This window comes from Bacillus sp. GW821-FHT11D08, assembly GCF_058808515.1.
Window position 1 is genome coordinate 1 of record NZ_JBXARS010000019.1, and the last position, 3,047, is coordinate 3,047.

Genomic DNA, 3,047 nt, shown 5'->3' on the forward strand with positions numbered 1-3,047 from the left:
TGTTCTTTGAAAACTAGATAACAGAAGTAATTCACATTCAATTAGTAATGCAAGATATCACGTAGTGATTCTTTTTAACGGTTAAGTTAGAAAGGGCGCACGGTGGATGCCTTGGCACTAGGAGCCGATGAAGGACGGGACGAACACCGATATGCTTCGGGGAGCTGTAAGCAAGCTTTGATCCGGAGATTTCCGAATGGGGAAACCCACCACTCGTAATGGAGTGGTATCCATATCTGAATACATAGGATATGAGAAGGCAGACCCGGGGAACTGAAACATCTAAGTACCCGGAGGAAGAGAAAGCAAATGCGATTCCCTGAGTAGCGGCGAGCGAAACGGGACCAGCCCAAACCAAGAGGCTTGCCTCTTGGGGTTGTAGGACACTCTGTACGGAGTTACAAAGGAACGAGGTAGATGAAGAGGTCTGGAAAGGCCCGCCATAGGAGGTAACAGCCCTGTAGTCAAAACTTCGTTCTCTCCTGAGTGGATCCTGAGTACGGCGGAACACGTGAAATTCCGTCGGAATCCGGGAGGACCATCTCCCAAGGCTAAATACTCCCTAGTGACCGATAGTGAACCAGTACCGTGAGGGAAAGGTGAAAAGCACCCCGGAAGGGGAGTGAAAGAGATCCTGAAACCGTGTGCCTACAAGTAGTCAGAGCCCGTTAACGGGTGATGGCGTGCCTTTTGTAGAATGAACCGGCGAGTTACGATCCCGTGCAAGGTTAAGCAGAAGATGCGGAGCCGCAGCGAAAGCGAGTCTGAATAGGGCGAATTGAGTACGTGGTCGTAGACCCGAAACCAGGTGATCTACCCATGTCCAGGGTGAAGTTCAGGTAACACTGAATGGAGGCCCGAACCCACGCACGTTGAAAAGTGCGGGGATGAGGTGTGGGTAGGGGTGAAATGCCAATCGAACCTGGAGATAGCTGGTTCTCTCCGAAATAGCTTTAGGGCTAGCCTCAAGGTAAGAGTCTCGGAGGTAGAGCACTGATTGGACTAGGGGCCCCTACCGGGTTACCGAATTCAGTCAAACTCCGAATGCCGATGACTTATCCTTGGGAGTCAGACTGCGAGTGATAAGATCCGTAGTCGAAAGGGAAACAGCCCAGACCGCCAGCTAAGGTCCCAAAGTATACGTTAAGTGGAAAAGGATGTGGAGTTGCTTAGACAACCAGGATGTTGGCTTAGAAGCAGCCACCATTTAAAGAGTGCGTAATAGCTCACTGGTCGAGTGACTCTGCGCCGAAAATGTACCGGGGCTAAACGTATCACCGAAGCTGCGGACTGTTCTTCGAACAGTGGTAGGAGAGCGTTCTAAGGGCTGTGAAGCAAGACCGGAAGGACTTGTGGAGCGCTTAGAAGTGAGAATGCCGGTATGAGTAGCGAAAGAGGGGTGAGAATCCCCTCCACCGAATGCCTAAGGTTTCCTGAGGAAGGCTCGTCCGCTCAGGGTTAGTCGGGACCTAAGCCGAGGCCGAAAGGCGTAGGCGATGGATAACAGGTTGATATTCCTGTACCACCTCCTCACCATTTGAGCAATGGGGGGACGCAGGAGGATAGGGTAAGCGCGGTATTGGATATCCGCGTCCAAGCAGTTAGGCTGGGAAATAGGCAAATCCGTTTCCCGTGAAGGCTGAGCTGTGATGGCGAGCGAATTATAGTAGCGAAGTTCCTGATTCCACACTGCCAAGAAAAGCCTCTAGCGAGGTGAGAGGTGCCCGTACCGCAAACCGACACAGGTAGGCGAGGAGAGAATCCTAAGGTGATCGAGAGAACTCTCGTTAAGGAACTCGGCAAAATGACCCCGTAACTTCGGGAGAAGGGGTGCTCTGTTAGGGTGCAAGCCCGAGAGAGCCGCAGTGAATAGGCCCAGGCGACTGTTTAGCAAAAACACAGGTCTCTGCGAAGCCGTAAGGCGAAGTATAGGGGCTGACGCCTGCCCGGTGCTGGAAGGTTAAGAGGAGCGCTTAGCGTAAGCGAAGGTGCGAATTGAAGCCCCAGTAAACGGCGGCCGTAACTATAACGGTCCTAAGGTAGCGAAATTCCTTGTCGGGTAAGTTCCGACCCGCACGAAAGGCGCAACGATCTGGGCACTGTCTCAACGAGAGACTCGGTGAAATTATAGTACCTGTGAAGATGCAGGTTACCCGCGACAGGACGGAAAGACCCCGTGGAGCTTTACTGCAGCCTGATATTGAATGTTGGTACAGCTTGTACAGGATAGGTAGGAGCCTTGGAAACCGGAGCGCCAGCTTCGGTGGAGGCATCGGTGGGATACTACCCTGGCTGTATTGACCTTCTAACCCGCCGCCCTTATCGGGCGGGGAGACAGTGTCAGGTGGGCAGTTTGACTGGGGCGGTCGCCTCCTAAAAGGTAACGGAGGCGCCCAAAGGTTCCCTCAGAATGGTTGGAAATCATTCGCAGAGTGTAAAGGCACAAGGGAGCTTGACTGCGAGACCTACAAGTCGAGCAGGGACGAAAGTCGGGCTTAGTGATCCGGTGGTTCCGCATGGAAGGGCCATCGCTCAACGGATAAAAGCTACCCCGGGGATAACAGGCTTATCTCCCCCAAGAGTCCACATCGACGGGGAGGTTTGGCACCTCGATGTCGGCTCATCGCATCCTGGGGCTGTAGTCGGTCCCAAGGGTTGGGCTGTTCGCCCATTAAAGCGGTACGCGAGCTGGGTTCAGAACGTCGTGAGACAGTTCGGTCCCTATCCGTCGCGGGCGCAGGAAATTTGAGAGGAGCTGTCCTTAGTACGAGAGGACCGGGATGGACGCACCGCTGGTGTACCAGTTGTTCTGCCAAGGGCATCGCTGGGTAGCTATGTGCGGACGGGATAAGTGCTGAAAGCATCTAAGCATGAAGCCCCCCTCAAGATGAGATTTCCCATTCCGCAAGGAAGTAAGATCCCTGAAAGATGATCAGGTTGATAGGTCTGAGGTGGAAGTGTGGCGACACATGGAGCTGACAGATACTAATCGATCGAGGACTTAACCAATTTGAATGTATGCTTACTGTTATCTAGTTTTGAGAGAA

General features: G+C 52.9%; 1 rRNA gene. It reads left to right on the plus strand.

Features of this window, described 5'->3' with window-relative positions:
• Positions 1–79 precede the first annotated feature (79 nt).
• Positions 80–3,009 (plus strand): 23S ribosomal RNA (locus tag AC1RRX_RS19200).
• The last annotated feature ends 38 nt before the right edge of the window (positions 3,010–3,047 follow it).